This is a genomic window from Buchnera aphidicola (Hyalopterus amygdali) (assembly GCF_964059015.1).
GTDB classification, from domain to species: Bacteria; Pseudomonadota; Gammaproteobacteria; order Enterobacterales; family Enterobacteriaceae; genus Buchnera; species Buchnera aphidicola_BN.
On record NZ_OZ060383.1, the window covers coordinates 515,345 to 540,901 of the forward strand.

The 25,557-nt window shown below is 27.1% G+C and carries 19 protein-coding genes, 2 tRNA genes, 2 rRNA genes and 1 other RNA gene; 12 read left to right on the top strand and 12 right to left on the bottom strand.

Annotation, left to right across the window (positions count from 1 at the left end; genetic code table 11):
- Positions 1 to 66 precede the first annotated feature (66 nt).
- Both lon and AB4W74_RS02425 read left to right on the top strand, forming a co-directional pair.
- The gene (gene lon, locus AB4W74_RS02420) at positions 67 to 2,400 is read left to right on the top strand and encodes an endopeptidase La (RefSeq protein WP_367681867.1); all 2,334 of its coding nucleotides are present in this window, start codon (positions 67 to 69) and stop codon (positions 2,398 to 2,400) included.
- Positions 2,401 to 2,496: 96 nt separating this feature from the next.
- Positions 2,497 to 4,362, top strand: a complete 1,866-nt coding sequence (locus AB4W74_RS02425) for a SurA N-terminal domain-containing protein (protein WP_367681868.1) — start codon at positions 2,497 to 2,499, stop codon at positions 4,360 to 4,362.
- Positions 4,363 to 4,373: 11 nt separating this feature from the next.
- Here AB4W74_RS02425 and queC read toward each other — a convergent pair whose 3' ends face one another.
- Positions 4,374 to 5,072, bottom strand: a complete 699-nt coding sequence (queC, locus tag AB4W74_RS02430; protein WP_367681869.1) for a 7-cyano-7-deazaguanine synthase QueC — start codon at positions 5,070 to 5,072, stop codon at positions 4,374 to 4,376.
- A gap of 243 nt (positions 5,073 to 5,315) precedes the next feature.
- On the opposite strand from queC, the gene AB4W74_RS02435 reads away from it, so the two are divergent.
- Together AB4W74_RS02435 and AB4W74_RS02440 are read left to right on the top strand one after the other, a co-directional pair.
- Positions 5,316 to 7,061 (top strand): SmdA family multidrug ABC transporter permease/ATP-binding protein, encoded by a 1,746-nt coding sequence (locus AB4W74_RS02435; protein WP_367681870.1) that lies wholly within the window; start codon positions 5,316 to 5,318, stop codon positions 7,059 to 7,061.
- Between the two features lie 24 nt (positions 7,062 to 7,085).
- Positions 7,086 to 8,828, top strand: coding sequence for a SmdB family multidrug efflux ABC transporter permease/ATP-binding protein (locus tag AB4W74_RS02440; protein ID WP_367681871.1), 1,743 nt, complete (start codon positions 7,086 to 7,088; stop codon positions 8,826 to 8,828).
- A gap of 10 nt (positions 8,829 to 8,838) precedes the next feature.
- Here the strand turns inward: AB4W74_RS02440 and ffs are convergent.
- Positions 8,839 to 8,934, bottom strand: an RNA gene (ffs, locus tag AB4W74_RS02445) — signal recognition particle sRNA small type.
- A 162-nt stretch (positions 8,935 to 9,096) separates the two neighbouring features.
- Between ffs and dnaX the strand changes: the two genes are divergently transcribed.
- The 4 genes from dnaX (at position 9,097) to adk (ending at position 13,258) form a co-directional block, all read left to right on the top strand.
- On the top strand, positions 9,097 to 10,188 hold the full coding sequence (dnaX, locus tag AB4W74_RS02450) for a DNA polymerase III subunit gamma/tau (RefSeq protein ID WP_367681872.1): 1,092 nt from the start codon (positions 9,097 to 9,099) through the stop codon (positions 10,186 to 10,188).
- A gap of 33 nt (positions 10,189 to 10,221) precedes the next feature.
- Positions 10,222 to 10,551, top strand: a complete 330-nt coding sequence (locus AB4W74_RS02455; protein WP_367681873.1) for a YbaB/EbfC family nucleoid-associated protein — start codon at positions 10,222 to 10,224, stop codon at positions 10,549 to 10,551.
- 115 nt (positions 10,552 to 10,666) lie between these two features.
- Positions 10,667 to 12,544, top strand: a complete 1,878-nt coding sequence (htpG, locus tag AB4W74_RS02460; protein WP_367681874.1) for a molecular chaperone HtpG — start codon at positions 10,667 to 10,669, stop codon at positions 12,542 to 12,544.
- A gap of 72 nt (positions 12,545 to 12,616) precedes the next feature.
- Positions 12,617 to 13,258: an adenylate kinase gene (gene adk / locus AB4W74_RS02465; protein WP_367681875.1), complete on the top strand. Its 642-nt coding sequence runs from the start codon at positions 12,617 to 12,619 to the stop codon at positions 13,256 to 13,258.
- An 11-nt stretch (positions 13,259 to 13,269) separates the two neighbouring features.
- On the opposite strand, the gene AB4W74_RS02470 is transcribed toward adk, so the two are convergent.
- Positions 13,270 to 13,343: transfer RNA gene (locus AB4W74_RS02470), tRNA-Arg, on the bottom strand.
- A gap of 103 nt (positions 13,344 to 13,446) precedes the next feature.
- Here AB4W74_RS02470 and folD point away from each other — a divergent pair.
- Positions 13,447 to 14,307, top strand: coding sequence for a bifunctional methylenetetrahydrofolate dehydrogenase/methenyltetrahydrofolate cyclohydrolase FolD (gene folD / locus AB4W74_RS02475; protein ID WP_367681876.1), 861 nt, complete (start codon positions 13,447 to 13,449; stop codon positions 14,305 to 14,307).
- A 14-nt stretch (positions 14,308 to 14,321) separates the two neighbouring features.
- On the opposite strand, the gene cysS is transcribed toward folD, so the two are convergent.
- Positions 14,322 to 15,716: a cysteine--tRNA ligase gene (gene cysS, locus AB4W74_RS02480; protein ID WP_367681877.1), complete on the bottom strand. Its 1,395-nt coding sequence runs from the start codon at positions 15,714 to 15,716 to the stop codon at positions 14,322 to 14,324.
- Between the two features lie 269 nt (positions 15,717 to 15,985).
- On the opposite strand from cysS, the gene ybeD reads away from it, so the two are divergent.
- Entirely contained in the window at positions 15,986 to 16,249 is a 264-nt protein-coding gene (gene ybeD / locus AB4W74_RS02485) for a DUF493 family protein YbeD (RefSeq protein ID WP_367681878.1), read from the top strand.
- A gap of 95 nt (positions 16,250 to 16,344) precedes the next feature.
- Here ybeD and cspE read toward each other — a convergent pair whose 3' ends face one another.
- The 6 genes from cspE to AB4W74_RS02515 all read right to left on the bottom strand — a co-directional run bounded on the left by cspE (position 16,345) and on the right by AB4W74_RS02515 (position 21,788).
- Positions 16,345 to 16,554: a transcription antiterminator/RNA stability regulator CspE gene (cspE, locus tag AB4W74_RS02490; protein ID WP_009874442.1), complete on the bottom strand. Its 210-nt coding sequence runs from the start codon at positions 16,552 to 16,554 to the stop codon at positions 16,345 to 16,347.
- 312 nt (positions 16,555 to 16,866) lie between these two features.
- A 5S ribosomal RNA gene (gene rrf, locus AB4W74_RS02495) occupies positions 16,867 to 16,982 on the bottom strand.
- A gap of 97 nt (positions 16,983 to 17,079) precedes the next feature.
- Positions 17,080 to 19,998: ribosomal RNA gene (locus tag AB4W74_RS02500) — 23S ribosomal RNA — on the bottom strand.
- Between the two features lie 151 nt (positions 19,999 to 20,149).
- Positions 20,150 to 20,221 (bottom strand) — tRNA-Glu (locus AB4W74_RS02505).
- A 180-nt stretch (positions 20,222 to 20,401) separates the two neighbouring features.
- Positions 20,402 to 21,223 (bottom strand): shikimate dehydrogenase, encoded by an 822-nt coding sequence (aroE, locus tag AB4W74_RS02510; protein WP_367681879.1) that lies wholly within the window; start codon positions 21,221 to 21,223, stop codon positions 20,402 to 20,404.
- The gene (locus AB4W74_RS02515; RefSeq protein WP_367681880.1) at positions 21,216 to 21,788 is read right to left on the bottom strand and encodes a Sua5/YciO/YrdC/YwlC family protein; all 573 of its coding nucleotides are present in this window, start codon (positions 21,786 to 21,788) and stop codon (positions 21,216 to 21,218) included. The genes aroE and AB4W74_RS02515 overlap by 8 nt, the downstream gene beginning before the upstream one ends.
- 738 nt (positions 21,789 to 22,526) lie before the next feature.
- On the opposite strand from AB4W74_RS02515, the gene def reads away from it, so the two are divergent.
- Together def and fmt are read left to right on the top strand one after the other, a co-directional pair.
- Positions 22,527 to 23,036, top strand: a complete 510-nt coding sequence (gene def, locus AB4W74_RS02520; protein WP_367681881.1) for a peptide deformylase — start codon at positions 22,527 to 22,529, stop codon at positions 23,034 to 23,036.
- A gap of 27 nt (positions 23,037 to 23,063) precedes the next feature.
- Complete coding sequence (fmt, locus tag AB4W74_RS02525) at positions 23,064 to 24,008, top strand: methionyl-tRNA formyltransferase (protein ID WP_367681882.1); 945 nt, start codon at positions 23,064 to 23,066, stop codon at positions 24,006 to 24,008.
- Between the two features lie 120 nt (positions 24,009 to 24,128).
- Here fmt and rplQ read toward each other — a convergent pair whose 3' ends face one another.
- The gene (rplQ, locus tag AB4W74_RS02530; RefSeq protein WP_367681883.1) at positions 24,129 to 24,515 is read right to left on the bottom strand and encodes a 50S ribosomal protein L17; all 387 of its coding nucleotides are present in this window, start codon (positions 24,513 to 24,515) and stop codon (positions 24,129 to 24,131) included.
- Between the two features lie 49 nt (positions 24,516 to 24,564).
- Positions 24,565 to 25,554, bottom strand: coding sequence for a DNA-directed RNA polymerase subunit alpha (gene rpoA / locus AB4W74_RS02535; RefSeq protein WP_367681884.1), 990 nt, complete (start codon positions 25,552 to 25,554; stop codon positions 24,565 to 24,567).
- Positions 25,555 to 25,557 lie beyond the last annotated feature (3 nt).

A 25,557-nucleotide genomic window follows, 5' to 3' on the forward strand; every position in this document is an offset into this window, starting at 1 on the left:
GCATATTTTAATATAATGCAGTTTTTTAAATTTTAGATAGCGGAAATTCAACTAAGAGAGATCTCTATGAATTCTGAGCGTTCTGAACGCATTACAATTCCCGTTTTACCATTAAGAGATGTAGTTGTGTATCCTCATATGGTTATCCCATTATTTGTAGGTCGTAAAAAATCAATTAAATGTATTGAAACATCTATGAATAATGATAAAAAAATTATGCTAATTGCACAAAAAGAAGCATCAAAAGATGAACCGAGTAAAAACGATTTATTTAATATAGGAACGATCAGTTCAATTTTACAAATGTTAAAATTACCAGATGGTACAGTAAAAGTACTAGTAGAAGGTTTGCAGCGAGCTTATATTAAAAATATAACAAATAATGGAGAACATTTTATTTCAGAAGTAGAATTAATTTTTCCTAATAATATCATCAACAAAGAACAGGAAGTATTAGTTCGAACAACAATTAATCAATTTGAATCTTATATTAAACTCAACAAAAAAATTCCATCAGAAATACTTAATTCATTGATTAATACAAAAAATGCAGAAAAACTAGCAGATACAATTGCTGCTCATATACCATTAAAATTATCTGATAAACAATCAGTACTAGAAATATACAATGTAAATGAAAGATTAGAGTTTTTAATGGCTATTATGGAAACAGAAATAGATCTATTGAAAATTGAAAAAAGAATTAGAAATCGTGTCAAAAAACAAATGGAAAAAAGTCAAAGAGAGTACTACCTAAATGAACAAATAAAAGCTATTCAAAAAGAACTCGGTGAAATGGATGAAGTTCCGGATGAAAATAAAATTTTAAAACGAAAAATTAAAAAATCAAAAATGCCCAAAGAAGCAAAAGAAAAAACAGAATCAGAATTACAAAAATTAAAAATGATGTCACCAATGTCAGCTGAAGCTACAGTGGTACGTAGTTATATTGATTGGATGATACAAGTTCCATGGAGTGTTAAAACTAAAATAAAAAAAGATATTCAAGAAGCTAAAATAATTCTTGATATAGATCATTTTGGTTTAGAGAAAGTAAAAGAGAGAATATTAGAATACCTAGCTGTACAAAGCAGAACAAAAAAAGTAAAAGGTCCTATTTTATGTTTAATTGGACCACCTGGCGTAGGTAAAACATCTTTGGGTAAATCTATTGCCAGATCAACAGGTAGAAAATATGTAAGAATGGCATTAGGTGGAATAAGAGATGAAGCTGAAATCAGAGGTCATCGACGTACATACATTGGTTCTATGCCCGGAAAATTAATTCAAAAGATGGTAAAGGTAAAAGTAAAAAATCCATTATTTTTACTTGATGAAATTGATAAAATGTCTTGTGATATAAGAGTTGATCCAGCATCTGCATTATTAGAAGTTTTAGATCCTGAACAAAATGTAAATTTTAATGATCACTACTTAGAAGTAGACTATGATCTTTCAGATGTCATGTTTGTTGCAACATCTAATTCTATGAATATACCTGCACCACTGCTAGATCGGATGGAAATAATACGTCTTTCTGGTTATACAGAAAATGAAAAGTTAAATATAGCAAAATCTTACCTATATCCAAAACAAATAGAAAGAAATGCATTAAAAAAAAGTGAAATTACAATTACTGATTGTGCCATAATTAATATTATTCAATATTATACTCGTGAAGCAGGAGTTCGAAATCTAGAACGTGAAATATCTAAAATTTGTCGAAAAGTTGTTAAACTACTGATTTTAAATAAAGATCTAAAACATATAGAAATTAACAGTGTAAACTTAAAAAAATTTTTAGGAATACAACGATTTGATTATGAAAAAACAAATACATTAAATCAAATTGGACAAGTTATTGGACTAGCATGGACAGAAGTAGGTGGAGAATTATTAACAATTGAAACAGCATGTGTTTCAGGAAAAGGTAAACTTACCTATACCGGTTCTTTAGGCGAAGTAATGCAAGAATCAATTCAAGCAGCATTAACTGTTGTACGTTCTCAAGCTAAAAAATTAGGAATTAAAACAGATTTTCACGAAAAACATGACATTCATGTACATGTTCCAGAAGGTGCAACACCAAAAGATGGTCCAAGTGCAGGTATTGCAATGTGTACAGCTATAGTATCTTCATTAACTAAAAATCCTGTTAAATCTAATATTGCAATGACAGGAGAGATTACATTAAGGGGGAAAGTATTAACTATTGGAGGATTAAAAGAAAAATTGCTTGCAGCACATCGAGGTGGTGTAAAAAGTGTATTAATACCATATGAAAACAAACGTGATTTAGAAGAAATACCAAAAAACATTGTTGAAGGATTAAAAATTTATCCAGTTAAAAATATTGAAGAAGTATTAAAAATAGCCTTAGAAAATAAACCTTACGTGTAAAAAATAAAAATTTGGCTGACAAAAAATCGTCAGCCCTTAAAATTTAAATAAAAAAATTGAAAATTTCAATATAAAATTTTCCAGGATATACATATTATGATTAAATATTTTAAATCCCAATTAAGTCTGATTATAGTTAAATTTATTTTAGGGATAATTATTTTATCATTAATATTTGGCACTATAAATAGTTATATTAATAGTGATCCAAAAAAATATATAGCCAAAGTTAACGAAGAAGAAATTAGCATAGAAATGCTAAAAAAAATGTATTTTAATACCCGAGAAAAACAAAAAAAAATATTAGGAAAAAATTTTTTAGAAATTAAAGATAACAAGGAAATTCAAGAAAATACCTATAATTATGCATTAAATCAATTAATAAATAATACTCTTCTTGAACAATATGTAAAAAAAATTAATTTTAATATAAATGATGACGAAATAAAAAAAGTTATACTCAATAATTCAAAATTTCAAAAAAATAATACATTTGATAAAAAGAAATATTTAAGTTATCTTTCAAAAAAAAATTTAACACATTATGAATATATTAATTTAATTAAAAAAAAAATAAGTACTACAAAATTTATTCATTCTATTGCTCAAACAGATTTTATTTTAGATAATGAAAAAAAACAAATAATTAAATTGTTATCTCAAAAAAGAATAATAAAAAAAGCAATTTTGAAAATTGATCCTATAATTTCAATACAAAAAGTAAAAATATCAGAAATATATGATTATTTTTACAAAAATAAAAACAAATTTTATATTCCAGAAAAATTGAAAATTAGTTATATTAGACTCAAGCCAGATCTAAAAAAAATAAAATATAATGATACAGAAATAAAAAATTGGTATAAAAAAAATATAAAAAAATATTTAATAGAAGAAAAACGACAATATAGTATTATCCAAACAAAAAACAAAAGTGAAGGATTACTAATATTATCAGAATTACAAAGAGGAGGAAATTTTTCTAAAATAGCTACAGAAAAATCAATAGACCCTATTTCCTCTAAAAGAGGAGGAAATATTGGGTGGATAAAAATAAATTTAATTCCAAATGAAATAAAATTGGCTCACTTAGAAAAAGTTAATCAAATTTCAAAAATTATTAAATTCAATAATAGTTTTTTAATTATTAAATTAAATAAAATTATCCCAAAAAAATACAGAAAAATATCTGAAGTATCCGACAGCATTAAAAATGAAATAAAGAATGAAAAAGCTTTAAAAATATATAAAAAATTACATAATAAACTTGCTATTCTTGCAAAAAAACACGTTAATAGATTTGATTTAATTCTTAAAGAATCTAAAATTATTCCTTGTGAAACAAATTGGTTTGATAAAAATTCTATTCCTACAGAACTACAAAATCCTGTTTTAAAAAAAATAATTTTTGAAAAAGGAATACTAGACAGAAAAAATAAACTAAAGAAACATTCTGGTTTAATTTTCTTAAAAAATAATGAATCATTTATATTAAGTGTTAAAAATTTTCAAGAAAAAAAATATAAAAACTTTAAAGATGTAAAAATTTTTATCATAAATGCTATAAAGTATATGAAAGCAAAGGAAGCAATAAAAAATAAAGCAAAAAAAATTTTATTCCAATTGAACATTGGAAATCAAAATATTTTAAAAAAAGAAAATATTTATTTTGAAAAATATGAATCGATATCTCGATATGATGAAAATTTAAATGCATCAAAAATTTTTTCAATGCCATATCCGGATAAGGGAAAAAATATATACACTATATATCAAGATAAAAATCAAGATTTTGTTATTGCATCATTGTATAAAATTTACTATGAAAAATTTTCAAAAGAAGAAGAAAAGATTATTATTAAATATTTAGAAAAAAATAATGTAGATATCGTATTTCAATGTTTACTAAATAATTTACGTAAAAATTCAACAATTAAATTAAATAAAATAGAAAATATTTAAAATACAAGAATTTAATTATAAAAGTTAAATTTTTCTTTCAATGTTTTCATATAAAAATCAGGATTAGATTTCCATTGATTAAATCCATTATTTCTAATAATACAAGCTTGACATTGACGACATCCTATTCCTTTAATACCTTGATAACAAGTTACTGTATTATTAAAAATAAAATTAACACTATTCCAGTAGTCTGATAAAGCCCATATTTCTGCTTTATTTAAATTAATCAAAGGAGACTTAAAAAAAATTTCACAATTCATCCCTATTTTAATAACATCATTCATTTTTTTTATAAATATATCTCTGCAATCTGGATAACCAGAAAAATCAATTTCATTTGCACCTAAAACAACTAAATTAATCTGATTATTAAAAGCATAGATAGAAGACAAAGTTAAAAATAAAATATTACGACCTGGAACAAAAGTACTTGGTAAAGAAATATTTAATGGATGACTGTCAAGAATAGAAATATTTTTATCTGTTAAACTACTTATTGAAAGATCTTGAAGAGATTTAATATCTATAAATACATGTTTTTTAACTTGAAAATGTTTCGCTATGAAACGAGAAGAATCAATTTCAGATTTATGTAATTGATTATAATCAAATGTAATACAGTGAACTTCTTCATATATATTACTGTAATGTATTAAACAAGTAGTTGAATCTTGACCACCGCTAAAAACTATTAATACTTTTTTCATTATATTTCTACATTATTTAAAAGATTTTTTTAGAATAGTTAATAAAATTTATAAAATAGCATTTTATATGATTAATGCATAAAAATATATTTAAATATAAATGAATTTCTTAAAATTTAACAAAAAAATTAAAAATATTAATTTTTGCATAATTTATATTTAACTTATAAAAAAAACAAAAATATAAAAAAACCTGTAATATTAAAATATATATTCTCAATATTTAATTTTTAGGATTACTTTGTGAGATTGTTTAATCAATTAAAATGGTATTTTTTTAAAGAATGGAAACGTTATTTAGGATCAATTTTTCTATTGATAATAATAGCATTATTACAATTACTACCACCTAAAATAATTGGTGTTTTAATAGATTTAATTATAAAAGAAAAAATGTATGGTACAAAAATATTACCTTGGATTTTACTTATCCTATTAATTGCAATCATTATTTATATATTACGTTATTTATGGAGAATTTTGTTATTTGGCGCCTCTTACCAATTAGCCACAGAACTAAGAGTAAAATTTTACTCTTACCTTAGCAAACAAAGTGAAATATTTTTTTTAAAAAATCGAACTGGGGATTTAATAGCTAGAGCTACTAATGATGTAGATCGCGTTGTATTTGCTGCAGGAGAAGGTGTTTTAACTCTCATAGATTCATCTGTAATGGGGATATCAGTATTAATAGTAATGATTACTCAAATTAGTTTTTTATTAACTATTATTTCACTTATACCTATGCCTATTATGGCTATTTTAATAAAAAAATATGGAAAAGAATTACATAATACTTTTCGTAATGCTCAAGGAGCTTTTTCATTATTAAATAATGAAACTCAAGAAATATTGACTAGTATTCGCATGATTCGAGCATTTGGATTAGAAAAAAATCAACTGAAAAAGTTTAATAAAATTGTCAATGAAACTGGAAAAAAAAATATGCAAGTAGCAAAAATAGATGCTTGCTTTGATCCTGTAATTTATTTATCAGTGGCATTTTCTAACTTATTAGCTATTACATCAGGAGGATATTTAGTTTGGAATAATACTATTACTATTGGTCAACTAACTAGTTTTATTATGTACTTAGGACTAATGATTTGGCCAATGCTAGCTTTAGCATGGATGTTTAACATTGTCGAAAGAGGAAGTGCGGCATGGAATAGAATTTATTCTATTATTAACAAAGATTTATATATAAAAGATGGAAATAAAACAGAAAAAAAATATAATAATAAAATACATGTTAATATCGATTTATTTTTCTATCCTAAAAGTAAAATACCATCTTTAAAAAATATTTCTTTTGTCCTTGATGCAGGAAATACTTTAGGTATTTGTGGGCCTACAGGATCAGGAAAAACTACTCTATTAAAATTAATTCAGCGACAATTTAAAATTGATCAAGGTGAAATAATATATGGAAAAGTATCATTATTAGACCTTAAAATCGATTATTGGCGAAGTAAAATAGCAGTTGTCAATCAAACTACATTTTTATTTTCAGATAGTATATCTAATAATATTTCTTTAGGTAAACCGAATGCATCTAAAAAAGAAATTGAGCAAGTAGCTAAATTAGCTCATATACATGAGGACATTCTCGATTTACCTCAGGGCTATAAAACTCAAGTAGGAGAAAGAGGTGTGATGTTATCTGGTGGTCAAAAGCAACGAATTTCTATTGCTCGAGCATTGTTATTAAATACAGAAATATTAATTTTAGATGATGCTTTATCTGCTGTAGATGGAAAAACAGAAAATATTATTCTAAAAAATTTAAAAAAATGGAAAAAAAATGGACATTCTTTAATTATCGTAGCTCATCGTTTATCTGCATTAATTTATGCAAACGAAACTATAGTTATTGATCAAGGTAAAATTATTCAAAGAGGTAAGCATTCTAAATTAATAAAAGAAGAAAATTGGTATAAATCTATGTATCATTATCAACAAATAGAAAAAGAAATTAAGGATAATTAAAAAAACAGGTGAGAAATTTACAATATGGATCATTTAATAGGATTTTGGCCCATTTTAAAACGATTAATAATTTATGCAAGACCTTGGAAAAAAAAAATAACATTAGCATTTTTTTTACTCTTAAGTGGAGCCATTTCTGAAGTTTTAGGACCTATTTTAATAAGTTATTTTATTAATAAGGTGTTATCTAAACATGAACTAGATATAGCATTAATATTATCTATAATCATAGCATTTATAATGCTACAAATATTAGCAGTATTTTTTAATTATTTTCAAAGTATTTTATTTAATCAAATAGCTGTAGGAATTATTAATAAATTACGTAATGATGTAATGAAATCAGCATTAAATCAACCTATAGTTACATTTGATTCCCAACCGATTGGTCAAATGATCTCAAAAGTTACGAATGATACTGAAATTATTAAAGAATTATACGATACTGTTGGTCCCACGTTATTTCGTAGTATAATTTTAATTATAATTATATTATTTGCTATGTTTACTCTTGAATGGCACATGGCAATCATAGCCGTGTTCATTATACCAATAGTAGCTATTTTAATGTCAATATATCAACGATATAGTACTCCATTGCTACGAAATGTACGATATTATGTAGCCAATATTAATAATAAATTTAACGAAACAATTAATGGAATGAACGTTATTCAACAATTTAGACAACAAATAAGATTTGAAAAAAATATAAAAGATGTTAGTCAATTACATTATTTATCGCGTATGAAAATATTAAAATTAGATGGTTTTTTATTAAGACCATTGCTGAGTTTAATATCAGCTTTCATGCTATGTAACTTTATTTTTTTATTTAGTTGTTTTTCTGTTGACATTTTTGAAGTAGGTGTGTTGTATGCTTTTATTACATATCTTGGTCGTCTTAATGAACCCTTAATTTCAATTACTATTCAACAATCTATACTTCAACAAGCTATAGTAGCAGGAGAAAGAATATTTTCTCTTATCAATTCGCCACAGCAAAAATATGGAAAAAATAAAGAAGAATTAAAAAGTGGGAAAATAGATATTAAAAATCTTAGTTTTAGATATAAAAAAAATGAAAAAAATATACTTCATAATATTAATATATATATTCCGTCTAAAAGTTTTGTTGCATTTGTAGGACAAACAGGAAGCGGAAAAAGTACTTTAGCTAACTTATTAATGGGATATTATCCTATAAAAAATGGAAGAATATATTTAGATGATAAATCTATTAATTCAATTGATTATAATATTTTGCGGAAAAATATATTAATGATACAACAAGATCCTATTGTTCTTGCAGATACTTTCTTTTCTAATATTACATTAGGAAAAGATATATCCGAAGAAAAAATATGGAAAATATTAAATACAGTTAATCTTGCTTCTCTAGTAAAATCAATGCCAAAAGGTATGTATTCTATTTTAGGAGAAGAAGGAAATAATCTATCTCTTGGTCAAAAACAATTATTAGCAATTGCTAGAATATTAGTACGATCTCCTAAAATACTTATATTAGACGAAGCAACAGCTAATATCGATTCAGGAACAGAAAAAATAATCCAAAAAACATTATATTCTATAAGAAAAAATACAACATTAATTGTTATAGCACATCGATTATCAACTATTATTGAAGCAGATATCATTGTAGTATTACATAAAGGAAAAATTATAGAGTTTGGACGACATAACAAATTATTAGAAAAAAAAGGTCATTATTGGAAGATGTATAATCTTCAATTATCTATACATTAAATTTTGGAGATCCTGTTAGCCATATCAAAACACCTGTATCAATTGATTTGGCTGCTTCCTTCCAGACCTGACCAATTTTTCAAATCAACAGTGTTCGGGACTAACAGAAAGCTCCAGTTTAAAATTAATTTTTATATGAAAAATACATTTTATTTATTTTATAGATCAAATACACATTTTACAACTAATTTTTTATAAAAAAAGAGAGTACTTTCATATTTTAAAAAATATTGATAGCATAATAGCATTTCTGGAAAAAAAATAATATATGATTTATCAAATACTAGCAAGAAAATGGCGGCCTCAATCGTTTAAAGAAATAATTGGTCAAAAAAACATTGTTACAGCTATATCTAATAGCCTTTCAATGAAACGAATTCATCATGCATGGTTGTTATCTGGAACAAGAGGAACAGGAAAAACTACAATTGGACGTTTAATTGCTAAAAGTTTAAATTGTAAAAAAGGAATTACATCTAATGCGTGTAGAAAATGTACTATTTGTCAAGAAATAGAAAAGGGAATTTGCCTTGATTTTATAGAAATAGATGCTGCATCGCGTACAAAAGTAGAAGAAATTCGAGAAATTTTAGATAATATTTATTATGCTCCTTCTAAAAGTCGTTTTAAAGTATATCTAATTGATGAAGTGCATATGTTATCTCGACATAGTTTTAATGCGCTCCTTAAAGCTCTAGAAGAGCCTCCTGAACATATAAAATTTGTTTTAGCGACAACAGAAATAGAAAAAATACCTAAAACTATTATATCTCGTTGTTTATATTTAAAATTAAATATTTTATCTGAAGAAGAAATTTTTAATTTTTTAAAATATGTTTTAAAAAAAGAAAAAAATAATTTTGATGAAGAAGCTTTAGAATTAATAGCTTCTTATGCTTATGGTAGTATGAGAGATGCATTAAATTTATTAGAACATGCGATTTGCTTAAGCAAAAATAATATTACCATAAAAACTACTACTGTAATGTTAGGTATACCCAGTAAAAAAAATGCCTTTTTGTTAACTAAACATTTATTAGAAAAAGATTCAAAAAAAATGATGTGTTTATTAAATAAAATAAGTAATATAGGATTAGATTGGCAAAATTTATTAATAGAAATGCTACGTTTTTTGCATCATATTGCTATGTTGAAAAATTATCCAAAAATATGGAATCAAATATTTATAAAAAATTATGAAAATAAAATAAAAAAAATAGCAGAAAAAAATAGCAGAAATGATATTCAATTATGTTATAAAATTCTATTAAATGGGAGGAAAAATTTATTTTTATCACCTAATCACAAAATAGGAGTAGAAATGATTTTGCTACAAGCCATTACAGAAATACAAAAATAAAATTAATGCAAATATAAAAAAGAGAGAATAAATATGTTCACTAAAAGTGGATTAGGAAATCTTATGAAACAGGCACAACAAATGCAAGAAAAAATGGCTAAAATACAAGAAGAAATAGCTAAAATAGAAGTTACAGGAGAAGCAGGTGCTGGGTTAGTAAAAGTCACAATGAATGGTGCACACAATTGTAAACGTGTAGAGGTAGATCCAAGTTTACTAAAAGATGATAAAGATATGCTAGAAGATCTAGCAGCTGCCGCTTTTAATGATGCAGCCAGAAGAATATCTGAAGTTCAAAAGAAAAAAATGTCTTCTATATCTACAAGCATGAAAATGCCAACAGGATTAAATATACCATTATAAATATGGGCTACTCAACATAATATAAAAAATATATCGTCTATTTTATTGTTATCTAAAAAAATACTAAATTATTTTTTTAAAAAATACATTATTAAGTTTTAAAAGAGTTTGACATATGAACATACAAAAAAAAGAAGTATATAGCTTTCAGTCCGAAGTAAAGCAAATACTGCATCTAATGATTCATTCGTTATATTCAAATAAAGAGATATTTTTAAGAGAATTAATATCTAATGCATCAGATGCAATAGACAAATTAAGATTTCAATCTATATCAAATACAGAACTATATGAAAATGATAATAACCTGAAAATTCAAATATCCATTAATAAATCTCAAAAAACTATAATTATTAGTGATAATGGTATTGGAATGACACGTCAAGATACAATTGAAAATTTAGGTACTATTGCTAAATCAGGAACCAAATCATTTTTAAAATCTTTAGAAAAAAAACAAAATAATATCAAAAATGAACTTATTGGAGAATTTGGCGTTGGTTTTTACTCATCTTTTATTGTATCAAGAAAGGTATCAGTAAGAACCAGATTAGCTGGCAGTAAATCTGATCAAGGTGTGTTATGGGAATCATCGGGAGAAGGAGAATACAACATTACTACAGTAATGAAAAAACAAAAAGGGACTGAAATTACTTTATTTTTAAAAAAGGAAGAAGAAGAATTTTTAGAATTATGGCGAATTCAAAATATAATTAGTAAATATTCTGATCATATTACTGTACCTATTCAAATACAAAAATATGACGAAAAAAATAAAACATATTTTTGGGAACAAATTAATAAAGCTACAGCATTATGGATACAAAATAAATCTTCTATCAGTGAAAAAGAATACCAAGACTTCTATAAGCACTTAACAAATGACCAAAATAATCCAATTTTTTGGAGTCATAATCATGTAGAGGGAATTAATGAATATATTAGTTTATTATTTATTCCTGAAAAAGCAGCTTGGGATATTTGGAATAGAGAAAATAAATATGGATTAAAATTATATGTAAAACGTGTTTATATTATGGATAATGCTCAAGAATTTCTTCCAAACTATTTACGATTTATAAGAGGCTTAATAGATTCAAACCATTTACCTCTAAATGTTTCTAGAGAAATATTACAAGATAATTCAATTACTCAAAATTTAAAAAAAGCTCTAATAAAAAGATCATTAAAAATGCTTGAAACATTAGCAAAAAATGATGATAAAAAATATCAACAATTTTGGAATCAATTTGGATTAGTTTTAAAAGAAGGACCTGCAGAAGATAGCAAAAATTTAAATACAATTATTAAACTTTTACGTTTTACATCAATTCAAAATAATACTTCTGAACAAACATTATCGCTAGAAAAATATATATCTAATATGCATCCAAATCAGGAAAAAATATATTATATTACTGCAGATAGCTATACATCTGCAAAAAATAGTCCTCATTTAGAACTATTTAATAAGAAAAATATTGATGTATTATTACTCTCAGATAGAATTGATGAATGGATGATGAATTATATTACTGAATTTGAAGGAAAAAAAATTCAATCTATTAGTAAAGACGACGAATCTTTAAATAAATTAATTAAAGAAAAAGAAAAAAAACAAGAAACCTCAGTAGAAATAACAGAATTCTTAAAAAAAGCAAAAACAACTCTAGGCGAAAAAGTTAAATCAATTAGATTAACACATCGATTAACAGATACTCCATGTATTGTTTTAAGCGATTCAAATGAAATGAGTACTCAAATGGCAAAACTATTTACTGCCGCTGGGCAAGCAGTTCCAGAATTAAAATATATATTTGAAATAAATCCAAATCATGATTTGATAAAAAAAATATGCAAAATTAATGAAACTAAAAAATTTGATGAATGGATTAATTTTCTATTAGATCAAGCATTATTTGCTGAAAAAGGCAGTTTAGAAAATCCACACCAATTTATTTCTAGAATAAATAAATTAATTTTAGAACAATAAAAAATATGATTACTACTTTTTTATAGTAGTAATCCGACTATTATAACAAACAATTTTATTTAAAAAATAATTATGCGTATTATTTTAATCGGTGCTCCAGCTAGTGGAAAGGGAACGCAAGCAAAACTTATTTCAGAAAAATACAACATTCCAAAAATATCAACAGGAGATATATTAAGAGAAAACATTCAAATTAATAATGAAATTGGAAAAAAAATACGTAATATTTTAAAAAATGGAGAATTAGTTTCCAATGAAATTGTATGTGAATTAATAAAAAAAAGAATTCAAAAAAAAGATTGTATTAATGGTTTTTTATTAGATGGTTTTCCAAGAACAAAAAAACAAGCTGAATATATATTCAATCTCAGAATAAAAATAGACTATATTTTGGAATTTATTGTACCTCATCAACTAATTTTAAAAAGAATATGTGGAAGAAGAGTACATATTCCATCTGGAAGAATTTATAATATACATTATAATCCACCTATAGAAGAAGGAAAAGATGATATAACAAAAGAAAAATTACAGATTAGAGAGGATGATAAAAATGATATTGTAAAAAAAAGATTAGAAAATTACGAAGAAAATATTTATTCATTAACGCAATATATTTCCAAAAAAAAGAACATAAAATACTTTCGGATTAATGGAAAAGAAAGTATTTTAAATATATACAAAAAAATAGAGACACTTCTTAATAAAGAATAAAATATTTATTTTGCGTTCTACAGGATTCGAACCTGTGACCTACGGCTTAGAAGGCCGTTGCTCTATCCAGCTGAGCTAAGAACGCATAATTAAATAAATTAAAATTTAACACTAAAACAATATATATGCAACTAAATTAATACTAATATCCTATTAAATATAAAACAAATAAAACGAGCTATAAAATAATGGCAGCAATAATTATAAATGGAAATAAAATAGCAAAAAAAATAGAAATTAAAATTTTAAAAAAAGTAGAAAAAAGAAAAAAAGATAAAAAAAGAGTTCCAGGATTAGCAGTAATTCTAATAGGAAATAATCCTGCTTCTGAAATTTACGTAAAAAGAAAAATATTAGCATGTAAAAATGTAGGTTTTTTTTCTCAGTACTGGAATTTCCCTTGCGACATTAACGAAAAAAAAATACTAGATTTAATTGAAAAATTAAATAACGATATCAATATAGATGGAATTTTAGTACAATTACCACTACCTGAGCAAATAAATTATTATAAAATTTTTAGCAGTATTCGACCCGAGAAAGATGTAGATGGTTTCCACCCCTATAATACTGGCTCTTTATGTCAAAGAAACCCACATTTACGAGCTTGTACACCTAAAGGGATTATGACAATGCTAAATTATAAAAAAATTGAAACTCATGGATTACATGCAGTTATGGTTGGTGCTTCTAATATAGTAGGTAGACCTATGAGCATGGAACTACTATTAGCAGGATGTACAACTACAGTTACACATAGATTTACTAAAAAATTAAAATTTCATATTAAAAATGCGGATATGTTAATTGTAGCAATTGGTCGGCCAAATTTTTTACACGGAGATTGGATTAAAGAAGGTGCTATAGTGATAGACGTAGGGATTAATAAATTAAAAAATGGATCTATAGTGGGTGATGTAGATTTTTATTCTGCATATTTAAAAGCATCTTATATTACACCTGTTCCAGGAGGGGTTGGTCCAATGACGGTAATAACATTATTACAAAATACGATGGAAGCATGTGAAAAATATCATGATAATCAGTAGTATAAAAAAATATTTTATTTTTTACGTCGCCATAATGTTTTATTAGGAAAATCTTCTAAAATGACATTTAATTTCGTTAATTTATTACGTAATTCATCAGCTTTTGCCCATAAATTAGATTTTCTAGCATCATTTCGTTTTTTAATTAACATCTCAATTTTTTTTATAGTTTCTTCATCAAAAAATGATTTTTTTTGTAGAAAGTCTTTTGGTTTTTTTAATAAAATACCTAAACAATTACCTAATTTTTTTAATTTAAAAGATAAAAAATTTGATTTAGATGTATTTATTCTTTTTAAATAATTAATTTTTCGACACATTTTAAATAAAATAGATAATGCTTGAGGTGTATTAAAATCATTATTAAGAGCGCTGTAAAAATCTACTTCAAAAACATTTTCACCATCGTCTAAATTAAATAACGGGTTTGTATTATATAATGTAATATATAAATATTCTAATGATATCTGAGATTTTTTTAAATTCTCTTCAGAATAATAAATGGGATGTCTATAATGAGTAGACAAGAAAAAAAAACGCAAAACTTCAGGATCATAATTTAATAAAATATCTTTTAAAAAAAAAGAATTACCTAAAGATTTAGACATTTTTTGATTTTTTATTATTACTAATCCCACATGCATCCAAAATCGTACTTTAAATTTACTATTTACACATCTTGATTGAGACATTTCATTTTCATGATGAGGAAAAAGAAGATCTGCACCACCTCCATGAATATCTATCTCATCTTGAAAAAAAGAATTAGTAATAGCTGTGCACTCAATGTGCCAACCGGGACGTCCTTTACCCCAAGGAGACTCCCAAAATATTTTTTCTTCTTTTTTAGATTTTTTCCAAAGAACAAAGTCTAATGGGTTTTCTTTCATTTTATTGAAAATAGCACGTTTTCCAGACATGAGTGTATCTAAGTATTGACCAGATAAAGTACCATAATATTTATCACTTTTTATTGAAAAAATTACATCGCCATTATCACTAACATAAGCATGTCTATTACATATTAATATTTCAATAATTTTAATAATTTTACTAATATAATTAGTAACACGTGGTTCTTCATCAGGAATAAGCAGACCTAATAACAAAAAATCTTGTTTCATTTCTCTTATCATAGAATTAGTAAAATCATTAATATTAACTTTTTCTTTTAGTGATTTTAAAATAATTTTATCATCAACATCTGTAATATTACGAACGTATTTAACTTTAAATCCAACAAAACGTAAATAACGTACTATTAAATCAAAAACAACAAAAGTGCGAGCATGACCAATATGACAGAAGTCATATACAGTAACTCCACAAACATATAAATTAATTGTTTTATTTTTAATAAGTATAAAACTTTCTTTTTTACAAGTTGATGAATTAAAAATTTTTAACATAATTATCTCATAAAAATATTCAAAAAAAATTTATTATTTTCTATACAAGCAATATGCTAAACTAATAAAATATATTTATATCTATTTTTTAAAAAAATTGCGTGCTATATTTTATATTACTTATAAATAAAGATAACTAATATTAGTTCTATTCGTATAGCAACATTTAAAAAAAACAATTTTTTTTAAGCATATTTTTATATATTATGTCATAGTGATAAAAAAAACAATTGTATTTATATAATTTAAAATAAAACCAGGATTAATTAATGAAGACAAAATTACGAGAAATGTTAAAATTCCCTTGTTTTTTTACTTATAAGATCATTGGTTTAGCACAACCTGAACTTATTGATCAAATAATAAAAGTCATTCAAATTCAGATTCCTGGAGATTATACGCCTCAAGTCAAATCAAGTAATAGAGGAAATTATCTTTCTGTTTCAATTACTATATGCGCAAAGAATTTTGAACAAATTGAAATGTTATATCATGATATCAGTAAAATAAATATTGTTAGAATGGTTTTATAAAATAAAAAAATTTTATTAAATCTTACATAGTACAGCTCGATGAAGAGCCGTACTAAAAAAGATTTTTATTTTTTAGTTAAAAAATAAAATAAAATCTATAAACTAATAACATTAGCAGCAGATGGCCCTTTTGCCCCCTCAGTAATTTCAAATTCCACACTTTGACCTTCTGCTAAAGTTTTAAACCCATTACTTTGTATAGCTGAGAAGTGAACAAATACATCTTTACTTCCATCTTCTGGGGTAATAAAACCAAACCCTTTAGACTCATTAAACCACTTAACATTACCTTTAATCTTGGACATCTATATTACCTTCACATGAAAAAAATATACTGAATTGAAAAAACTCAATAAAAAAATTATAAATGATTTTTATGGTAAAAAAAATAAAAAATCAAAAATAATAGAAAATTTTTAATAGATTAACATGTAAATCTATTGTTAGCTAGAAAGTAATTTGTTTTAAACGAAGAATATTTATTCCAACAAAAAAATTTTTATGCTAACTTAAAAAGTTAAATTATTTTTAGATATATTTAAAATAATCAACTTTATATTTTTAAGATTTTTTTAAAATACAAAAAAACCCGAAAAAATTCGGGTTTTTTTGTATTTGCCTGGCTAGTACCTACTCTCACACGGGGAGACCCCGTACTACCATTGGCGTGATAGCGTTTCACTTCTGAGTTCGAAATGGATTCAGGTGGTACCACTACACTATTTTTACCAGGCATTAATAATGCTATTATAATATATATATATTAATACAACAAAGAATTCAGTAAAACAAGCTTTTATATTTTTTATATAAAACACCTCTGGTGTTGTAAGGTTAAGCCTCTTGGGTCATTAGTACTAGTTAGCTCAACACATCGCTATGCTTACACACCTAGCCTATTAACGTTGTAGTCTTCAACGTCCCTTCAGTAAACATTTCTGTTTCAGGGAAGATTCATCTTGGGGTAAGCTTCGTGCTTATATGCGTTCAGCACTTATCTTTTCCGTATTTAGCTACCGGGCAATGCCATTGGCATGACAACCCGAACACCAGTGATACGTCCACTTCGGTCCTCTCGTACTAGAAGCAGATCCCCTCAATCTTCCAACGCCCACGGCAGATAGGGACCGAACTGTCTCACGACGTTCTAAACCCAGCTCGCGTACCACTTTAAATGGCGAACAGCCATACCCTTGGGACCTGCTTCAGCCCCAGGATGTGATGAGCCGACATCGAGGTGCCAAACACCGCCGTCGATATGAACTCTTGGGCGGTATCAGCCTGTTATCCCCGGAGTACCTTTTATCCGTTGAGCGATGGCCTTTCCATACAGAACCACCGGATCACTAAGACCTGCTTTCGCACCTGCTCGCGTTATCACGCTCACAGTCAAACTGGCTTATGCCTTTGCACTAATCTCACGATTTCCGACCGTAATTAGCCAATCTTCGTACTCCTCCGTTACTCTTTGGGAGGAGACCGCCCCAGTCAAACTACCCACCAGACACTGTCTCTGAACCGGATTACGGCACTAGGTTAGAATACCGAATTTTAAAGGGTGGTATTTCAAGTTTGGCTCCATTAAAACTGGCGTCTTAATATCATTGCCTCCCACCTATCCTACACATTAAAATTCAGAATTCAGTGTCAAGCTATAGTAAAGGTTCACGGGGTCTTTCCGTCTTGCCGCGGATATACTGCATCTTCACAGCAATTTCAATTTCACTGAGTCCCAGGTGGAGACAGCCTGGCCATCATTACGCCATTCGTGCAGGTCGGAACTTACCCGACAAGGAATTTCGCTACCTTAGGACCGTTATAGTTACGGCCGCCGTTTACCGGGGCTTCAGTCCGGAGCTTCAAGTTTCCTTTAACTCCTTCGATTAACCTTCCGGCACCGGGCAGGCGTCACACCGTATACTTCCACTTTCGTGTTTGCACAGTGCTGTGTTTTTAATAAACAGTTGCAGCCAGCTGGTATCTTCGACTAGCTTCGGCTTTAAAAGTAAATTTTTCTACCTAAAACTAGCGTGCCTTCTCCCGAAGTTACGGCACTATTTTGCCTAGTTCCTTCACCTGGGTTCTCTCAAGCGCCTTAGTATTCTCTACCTAACTACCTGTGTCGGTTTGTGGTACGATTTGATTTTACCTGATGCTTAGAGAATTTTCTTGGAAGCGTGGTATTAGTTACTTCATCACCTTAATGATTCGTCATCATGCCTCAGATTAAAGATAATCGGATTTGCCTAATTATCATACCTACACATTTAAACCAGGACGACCGTCGCCTGGATAACCTAACCTTCTCCGTCCTCCCTTCGCAGTAAAATCAAGCACAGGAATATTAACCTGTTTTCCATCGACTACGCTTTGCAGCCTCGCCTTAGGGGTCGGCTTACCCTGCCCCGATTAACGTTGGACAGGAAACCTTAGTTTTTCGGCGAGCAGGTTTTTCACCTGCTTTATCGTTACTCATGTCAGCATTCGCACTTCTGATACCTCCAACATACTTTACAATACATCTTCATAGGCTTACAGAACGCTCCCCTACCCAGCAAAAAAAAATTTTTGCTGCCGCAGCTTCGGTGCATAGTTTGAGCCCCGTTACATCTTCCGCGCAGGCCGACTTGACCAGTGAGCTATTACGCTTTCTTTAAATGATGGCTGCTTCTAAGCCAACATCCTGGCTGTTTATGCCTTCCCACATCGTTTCCCACTTAACTATGACTTTGGGACCTTAGCTGGCGGTCTGGGTTGTTTCCCTTTCCACAACGAACGTTAGCACCCGCTGTGTGTCTCCCGTGATAACATTCTACGGTATTCGGAGTTTGCATCGGATTGGTAAGCCGGGATGGCCCCCTAACCGAAACAGTGCTCTACCCCCGCAGATGAGTTCACGAGGCGCTACCTAAATAGCTTTCGGGGAGAACCAGCTATCTCCCGGTTTGATTGGCCTTTCACCCCTAGCCACAGGTCATCCGCTGATTTTTCAACATCAGTCGGTTCGGTCCTCCAGTTGGTTTTACCCAACCTTCAACCTGCCCATGGCTAGATCACCGGGTTTCGGGTCTGTGCCCTGAAACTTAACGCCTATTTAGGACTCGGTTTCCCTTCGGCTCCCCTATTCGGTTAACCTTGCTACAGAGCACAAGTCGCTGACCCATTATACAAAAGGTACGCAGTCACACTACAAATAAAAAATTTAGTGCTTCCACTGCTTGTACGTACACGGTTTCAGGTTCTTTTTCACTCCCCTCGCCGGGGTTCTTTTCGCCTTTCCCTTACGGTACTAGTTCACTATCGGTCAGTCAGGAGTATTTAGCCTTGGAGGATGGTCCCCCCATATTCAAACAGGATTTCTCGTGTCCCGCTCTACTTTTCGAACCCACAAAATAAATTATTTCGCATACAGGGCTATCACCTTGTATCACTGAATTTTCCAATTCATTCTGCTATAATATATAGTTGATTTTAGTTCTGGGCTTTTCCCCTTTCGCTCGCCACTACTGAGGGAATCTCGGTTGATTTCTTTTCCTCAAGGTACTTAGATGTTTCAGTTCCCTTGGTTTGCTTTATTAATTTATTTGATTCAATTAATAATGATGCAAAAAATTGCACCGGGTTTCCCCATTCGGATATCGACGGTTATAGTGCTTCATATCAGCTTGCCGTCGCTTTTCGCAGATTAGCACGTCCTTCGTCGCCTCTGACTGCCAAGGCATTCACCATGTACGCTTATTTGCTTAACCTTACAACCCACAGGTGTTTTTTAAAATATAATTTATATACTTGTTTTCCGAATTTTTAAAGAGCTTTTTAAAAAACACATTTTTTTAATGTTTGTAAATAATAACACAACAATTTAAATTAGTATACAATATTTTTTAAATAATTTTTTATCGTCCCCTAGGGGATTTGAACCCCTGTTGCCGCCGTGAAAGGGCGATGTCCTGACCTCTAGACGAAGGGGACATTAATATTTAAATTTTTTTGTTTTAAAAATTAAATTTATTTAGAACATATTAGTATTAAATAATACAGATCGAAAAAAAAGAGTCAAGTATTTTCTTACATATTAGAAAAATAATATATAAAATATATATTTTATAAAAATGAAAAAATATTTAGTATTTTTTTATAATTTTAATTAATCTATTTTTTATTTAAAATATTAATAATATAATCTGTATCAGGAAGAACATTGTGCCATTCTAAAAAAGAATAAGCTGCTTGGAATACTAACATACCTATTCCATTAGAAATGTATTTTCCTCCTATTCCAGAACACCAATTAATAAATGGAGTTTTTTTCAAACCATAATTCATATCATAAAAAAACGTTTTATCAGATAAAAAAGATGATGGTAGAAAAATTTTTTTTTCAATATTTCTAGATATAGCATTAATTACTAAATCAAAGTGTTTATTTTTAAAAATCTTGTCTTGAAAAAAAAATATTTTTCCATAATTTTTAAATTGTTCAACTAAATTCACAGCATTTAAAACAGTTCTATTTAAAATATAAACTGAACATCCTAATGATAAAAGTGGTAAAAGAACTCCTTTTACAGCTCCTCCTGCACCAAGAATTAATATAGAAAAATTTTTTTTAATAAATTTTAATCTAAGCAAATCAGATAATAATCCTATACCATCCGTATTATCTCCTAAAATATATTTATTGTTTATTTTTTTTAATGTATTTACAGATTGAGCAATTTTAGCCCTTTTAGTTAATTTATTAGAAAAAAAATAGGCTTCTTTTTTAAATGGAGCTGTTACATTAGCACCTTGAATATTTTTTTTAAAAAAGACAGATACTAATGAAGAAAATTTTCCTATTGGAATATTAACAGATTTATAGATGTGTAAAATACCTGTTTGTTTTGAAAAAAAATCATGAATCTTAGGAGATTGACTATGATCAATAGGATTACCAAACAGGGCATAATTAAACTTTTCAAGTTTATGCATAACGAATTAATTTTCCATTAATAATATTAATTATTTTAGAAGGATTACGTTCGTTTCCTATATCACCATACAATATTGGGAAATCCTTACCAAAATTTTGAAATACTTCTTCTCGAGTATAACATGGCGATAAATTTGAAAAATTAGCACTAGTAGATACTAATGCTTTTCCAAAAATATTACATAGCTTAATTATACCTAAATGAGCACTAATTCTTACAGCGATAGTATTAAATTCACCAGTTAACCAATATGGAACAGATATTTTAGCAGGAACAACAAATGTAAATGGTCCAGGCCAACAAGAAAACATATTCTTTTTCTGTTGTACTGACAATTTTTCTTCATCAATATATAATTTTATTTGATTATAATTTGAAGCAACTAATATTAGTCCTTTTTTCATACTTCTTTTTTTTAAATTTAATAAGTCTTTAATCGCATTTTTACTGGAAGGATCACATCCTAAACCAAACATCGATTCAGTAGGATATGCAATAATTTTTTTATTATATAAAATTTGTATACATCGAATTAATGAACTTAAAAAATAATTTGTACTCATTAAAAACATCTCATAATGAAATTTATTTTAAATAATATTATACAAATTTAGAAAAATTTTTTAAATAAAATAATAATTTTTTCAAATTTTAAAAAAGCTACTCTACTGCCTGAAATATAGAATAAAAGTATTAAGATAATTAATTTTAAATCTATAAAATTTAATTTACTAAAAAGCTAATTCTATAATTTTTTTAATAATTATTTTTTATATATCTAACTTTAATATTTCTATATATTCTAAAAATAATATAAAATTACGACAATTAGAATTTATTTTTATAAATACCTATTGAACATAAATACGAATTGCAAAATAGTTTAAAACTGAGATAATTAAAAAAATAATATTTTTTTATAAGATGACTATATATTGTTTAAACTAGATAAAGAATTATAAATATTTTTTAATTAAAAATTTATATTTGATGAACAATTAGTTAAATTTTTTTAATCGATAAAAAATTACATCCTCCATTAATTTTTAAAAACCCTGCATTTTAATAAAAAATTCTATATAAAAAAACTTAATATTAATATATTTAAAAAATTTTTATATTTCCAAAATAAAATGTTGTATTCATACTTAATTAATACAACATAAATTTTAATTCAATAAAATTAATTTATAATAATTACATGTTTTTTTAAAAATTATAAAAAGAACTAAAAGTTAACTTTTAATTATAATAAAAAAGTTTATACTAATATATAAAATTAAATTATTTACTTTAAATATATGTCTGTTTTAAAAATATTACACTATCCTGATAAACGACTAAGAATCGTTGCTAAACCAATTAAAATAATTGATAAAGTAATATACGAAATTGCAAATGATATGATAGATACAATGATTCAAGAAGAAGGTATTGGTTTAGCAGCAACTCAAATAAATATTCAATTACAAATTATTGTAATCAACAAAATTATTGAAAAAAACGACAACTTAATCCTAATTAATCCAAAAATAATTCAAAAAAGAGGACACGTAAGTATTGAAGAAGGGTGTTTATCAATTCCAGATTATCGTGCTTTTATACCTCGTTTTGATTATATTAAAGTACAAGCTATAAATATTAAAGGGGAAGAAATAGAAATAGAAGCAGACTCTATTCTTTCTATTTGTATACAACATGAAATAGATCACTTAAAAGGCAAACTATTTATTGATTATCTTTCTAAATTTAAAAAAGAAAGATTATTAAAAAAAATTAATAAAACCAAAAGAAGAAATAATAAAATTTAAAAAAGGGGAAATAAGGAAATAATAAAATTGAAAAAACTAAAAATCATTTTCGCTGGTACATCAAATTTTTCCGCACAATATTTGAAAGCATTATTGATTTCTACACATCAAGTCGTAGCTGTAATTACTCGTCCAGACCTTCCTTCTGGAAGAGGTCAAAAAATACATTTTTCTCCCGTAAAAATATTATCTCAAAAAAAAAATATTCCCATTCTTCAACCATTAACATTAAACGAAAAAACAACACAAAAAAAAATACTGGATTTTAATGCAGATATTATGATAGTTGTAGCTTACGGAAAAATAATACCAAAAGAAATATTAACAATGTTTCCAAAAAATTGTATTAATATACATGCATCATTATTACCTAGGTGGAGAGGAGCTACTCCCATTCAATCAGCAATCTTATTTGGTGATCAAAAAACAGGTATAAGTATTATTAAAATGAATGAAAAAATTGATACTGGAAATATAATATATTCAATTGAATGCAAAATATCACCTATAGAGACAGCAGAAACATTAACTTTAAAACTAATTAAAATTGGAGTAAAGGGATTGCTGGAAACTTTAAATAATATCAACAAAAATATTATTTTTGAAAGAAAACAAAACGAAAAATATGCAACTTTTACTGAAAAAATACATAAAAAAGATGGATTAATAAATTGGAATAGAAAAGCATCCACATTAGATCGATTAATACGTGCTTTTAATCCTCGTCCAGTTTGCTATTTTATAATAAACAAAATAGCAATAAGAGTATGGGAAGCAAAAATTATATTAAATAATAAAAAAAAATATGATATAGGAGAAATTGTTGATTTTAATAAAAATGGAATTCAGATAAATACGATTGATCAAATATTAAATATTCAAAAAATACAGTTTCCTGGGAAAAAAATTGTAAATGTTGAACAAATAATGTGTTCCAAAAAAAACTTATTTACTGTTGGCAAAATTATATAAATATTAAAAATTTATATAATACCAATATATTTAAGAAAAAAATTAGCAAACGGAAATTTGCCGTTTGCTTAATATTATAAGTAGTTTTTATAAAAAAATGAATTTATTTTGCAATAAATATTATTTTTTAATAATTTCTTCATTTTTTTTAACACGATCTACTAATTCGATATAAGCCATAGGAGCTTTATCTCCAGATCGAAAACCGCATTTAAGTATACGAGTATAACCACCTGCTCTGTTATAAAAAATAGGACCTATGTTTTTAAATAACTTAGATACAATTTCATTATTACGAATACGAGAAAATAGTAATCTTCTTCGAGCCACATTATCTATTTTAGATAAAGTAATCATAGGTTCAACAACACGACGTAATTCTTTTGCTTTTGCTAGCGTTGTTTTAATGATTTCATTACGAATTAATGAACAAGCCATATTTTTAAATATGGCATTACGATGACTGCTATTACAATTAAATTTACGACCTATTTTACGATGTCGCATAACATGCTATCCTTTAAAAAAATAAAATAATATTTATTATATGTCAATACTATTCTTCTAGAATACTAGATGGAGGCCATTTTTCTAATTTCATACCCAGAGACAAATTTCGAGAAGCCAAAATATCTTTAATTTCAGTTAATGATTTTTTACCTAAATTAGGAGTTTTTAAAAGTTCAACTTCAGTCCTTTGAACTAAATCACCAATATAATGTATAGCTTCTGCTTTAAGACAATTTGCAGAACGAACAGTTAGTTCTAAATCATCTACAGGACGCAATAAAATAGGTTCAAATTCAGGTTTTTCTTCTTTTATCTCCGGCTCTCTAACATCTCTTAAATCAACAAATGCTTCTAGTTGATCTGATAAAATAGTAGCAGCACGTCGAATTGCTTCTTCAGGATCTATGGTTCCATTTGTTTTCATTTCAATAATAAGTTTGTCTAAATCAGTTCTTTGTTCAACTCGGGCTGCCTCTACATTATAAGAAATTCGATTGATTGGACTATAACATGCATCAACTAATAGACAACCTATCGGTCTTGATTCATCTTCTATGTGAATCCTAGAAGAAGCAGGAATATATCCTCTTCCACGTTGTACTTTAATTCTCATTTGAATAGAAGCATTTTCATTAGTAAGATGACAAATTAAATGATCTGGTTTAATAATTTCAACATCACCATCATGAGTGATATCAGATGCAGTAACAGAACCAATACCTGATTTTTTTAAAGAAATAAAAACTTCATCTTTACCATATACCTTTACTGCCAAACCCTTTAAATTAAGTAAAATCTCTAATATATCTTCTTGTACACCTTCTTTTGTACTATACTCGTGTAAAACTCCATCAATTTCTACTTCAGTTACAGCATATCCTGGCATAGAAGAAAGAAGAATCCTACGAAGTGCATTTCCTAAGGTATGGCCAAATCCTCTTTCTAAAGGTTCTAAAGTAACTCTAGTATGAGTTGTAGTAATTTGTTCAATTTCCACTAAACGTGGTTTTAAAAAACCTATGATAGAATTCTGCATTTT

Coding starts and splice junctions, on each gene's coding strand:
- cspE (WP_009874442.1), bottom strand. CDS start 16,554: ATGTCCAAGATTAAAGGTAATGTTAAGTGGTTTAATGAGTCTAAAGGG.
- ybeD (WP_367681878.1), top strand. CDS start 15,986: ATGAAGACAAAATTACGAGAAATGTTAAAATTCCCTTGTTTTTTTACT.
- def (WP_367681881.1), top strand. CDS start 22,527: ATGTCTGTTTTAAAAATATTACACTATCCTGATAAACGACTAAGAATC.
- AB4W74_RS02515 (WP_367681880.1), bottom strand. CDS start 21,788: ATGAGTACAAATTATTTTTTAAGTTCATTAATTCGATGTATACAAATT.
- dnaX (WP_367681872.1), top strand. CDS start 9,097: ATGATTTATCAAATACTAGCAAGAAAATGGCGGCCTCAATCGTTTAAA.
- folD (WP_367681876.1), top strand. CDS start 13,447: ATGGCAGCAATAATTATAAATGGAAATAAAATAGCAAAAAAAATAGAA.
- aroE (WP_367681879.1), bottom strand. CDS start 21,223: ATGCATAAACTTGAAAAGTTTAATTATGCCCTGTTTGGTAATCCTATT.
- AB4W74_RS02455 (WP_367681873.1), top strand. CDS start 10,222: ATGTTCACTAAAAGTGGATTAGGAAATCTTATGAAACAGGCACAACAA.
- rplQ (WP_367681883.1), bottom strand. CDS start 24,515: ATGCGACATCGTAAAATAGGTCGTAAATTTAATTGTAATAGCAGTCAT.
- htpG (WP_367681874.1), top strand. CDS start 10,667: ATGAACATACAAAAAAAAGAAGTATATAGCTTTCAGTCCGAAGTAAAG.
- rpoA (WP_367681884.1), bottom strand. CDS start 25,554: ATGCAGAATTCTATCATAGGTTTTTTAAAACCACGTTTAGTGGAAATT.
- lon (WP_367681867.1), top strand. CDS start 67: ATGAATTCTGAGCGTTCTGAACGCATTACAATTCCCGTTTTACCATTA.
- cysS (WP_367681877.1), bottom strand. CDS start 15,716: ATGTTAAAAATTTTTAATTCATCAACTTGTAAAAAAGAAAGTTTTATA.
- AB4W74_RS02425 (WP_367681868.1), top strand. CDS start 2,497: ATGATTAAATATTTTAAATCCCAATTAAGTCTGATTATAGTTAAATTT.
- adk (WP_367681875.1), top strand. CDS start 12,617: ATGCGTATTATTTTAATCGGTGCTCCAGCTAGTGGAAAGGGAACGCAA.
- queC (WP_367681869.1), bottom strand. CDS start 5,072: ATGAAAAAAGTATTAATAGTTTTTAGCGGTGGTCAAGATTCAACTACT.
- AB4W74_RS02440 (WP_367681871.1), top strand. CDS start 7,086: ATGGATCATTTAATAGGATTTTGGCCCATTTTAAAACGATTAATAATT.